General features: G+C 77.4%; 1 protein-coding gene. It reads right to left on the bottom strand.

Annotation, left to right across the window (positions count from 1 at the left end; genetic code table 11):
* Positions 1 to 226 precede the first annotated feature (226 nt).
* On the bottom strand, positions 227 to 1,645 hold the full coding sequence (locus ACFV61_RS25795; protein WP_380338402.1) for an acyl-CoA synthetase: 1,419 nt from the start codon (positions 1,643 to 1,645) through the stop codon (positions 227 to 229).
* Positions 1,646 to 1,892 lie beyond the last annotated feature (247 nt).

Below are 1,892 nucleotides of genomic sequence, written 5' to 3' on the forward strand. Positions count from 1 at the left end.
GGCCGGTCGGGCGGGCCCGCCCCCGCCCGGCGGCCCCCGGCCTGGGGGGGGGCGCGGGGGCGCGGCGCCCCGCGGGGCGGGGATTCAGTTCTGCCTGCGTGTCACGGTAGGCACGCGTCCGCTCACGGCGCGCAGTGGAGTGAGCCAATGGAAGGGTTCACGGCCGGTGAGCACCGACGGGGCATCAGGGTGAAGGCCAGTCATCGGGCCGCGGCCCGACGCCCCCTCATCCCTGCTGGTCGGCCTCCGCCAGCAGCTGCTTCTTCAGCACCTTTCCCAGCGCGTTCCGGGGCAGTTCGGGCACCAGCACGACCCGGCGCGGCCGCTTGTGCGCGGACAGCCGCTCCGCCACGAAGGCCGTCAGCTGTTCCCCTGTCACGGCGCCGTCCGGGATGACGTACGCGACGATGGCCTGCCCGAGGTCCTCGTCCGGCGCACCGACCACCGCCGCGTCGGCGACCGCGGGGTGGTCGCGCAGCGCGGCCTCCACCTCGCCGGCGCCGATCCGGTAGCCACCGCTCTTGATCAGGTCGACGGAGGCGCGACCGACGATCCGGTGGAAGCCGTCCTCACCGATCACGGCGACGTCCCCGGTACGGAACCAGCCGTCCGCCGTCCAGGCCTCGGCATCCGCGTCGGGCCGGTTGAGGTACCCGCTGAACAGGGTCGGCCCGGCGACCTGCAACTCTCCGACGCTCTCCCCGTCGGAGGGCACCGGCGCGCCGTCCTCGCCGACCAGCCGGGTGCGCACCCCGTCCAGCGGCAGGCCGACGCTGCCGGGCCGGCGCTCGCCGTCCGCCCGGGTGCTGACGGTGATCAGCGACTCGGTCATCCCGTAGCGCTCGATCGGGGCGTGCCCGGTGAGCGCAGCCAGCTTCTCGAACACGGGTACCGGCAGCGGCGCGCTGCCGGAGACCAGCAGCCGGGCCGAGGCCAGCCGACCCGCCGCCCCGGGGTCGGCCGCCACCCGGGACCAGACGGTCGGCACCCCGAAGTACAGGCTGCCGCCCGCGGCCGCGTACCCCGCCGGGGTGGGCCGCCCGGTGTGCACGAGCCGGCTGCCGGTCCGCAGGGCGCCGAGGACGCCGAGGATCAGTCCGTGGACGTGGAACAGCGGCAGGCCGTGGACGAGGGTGTCCTCGGCGGTCCACTGCCAGGCCGCGGCGAGCGCGTCCAGGTCGGCGGCGACCGCCTGGCGCCGGATCACGGCTCCCTTGGGCGCCCCGGTGGTGCCGGAGGTGTAGAGGACGAAGCCGGTGGCGTCCGGCGCCGGCTCGGCGAACGTGGTGGCGGCGCGTTCCGTCGGGTCGACCGGCAGCCCCTCCACCTCACCCGGTACGACGTCACCCACGGCGTGCGCGAGCAGCACCGCACCCGAGTCACGCAGGATGTGCTCGCGCTCCTTGGGCCCGGAGTCGGGCGGCAGCGGCACCACGGGCACGCCCGCCAGCAGGCCGCCGACCACGGCGACGACCGTCTCGACGGCGGGCCGGGCGAGCACGGCGAGCGCGGGCGCACCGGCCACCCGGTCGGCGACGGCGGTCGCCGCGCCCAGCAGCTCCTCGCGGGACAGCGCCCGCCCGTCGATCCGCAGCGCGTCCGCCGTGTCCCCGTAGTCGCCCTGAAGTGCGGTCAGCAGTGCCATGCTTCCGTCCTCGCCCTCGTCTCACGCTGTCGCGCCGACTCTACGGGCCGCACCCGGGCCGTCCGTGGGCGGCGGTCACTGGCCGCCGCCTGCCGCCCGCCTGGCTTGTACCGGCCTGGGCCGGCCTGGGGGCGGCAACGCCCGGGGGGGGGGGGCGGCGGGGCCCCCGGGGCCCCCCCCCCCACACCGCGGGCGCGGGGTCACCCGCGAGGGGGGGACCCCGCGCGGGGGGGCGGGGGGAGCCGCG

It is taken from the genome of Kitasatospora sp. NPDC059817 (assembly GCF_042731835.1).
Lineage (GTDB): Bacteria > Actinomycetota > Actinomycetes > Streptomycetales > Streptomycetaceae > Kitasatospora.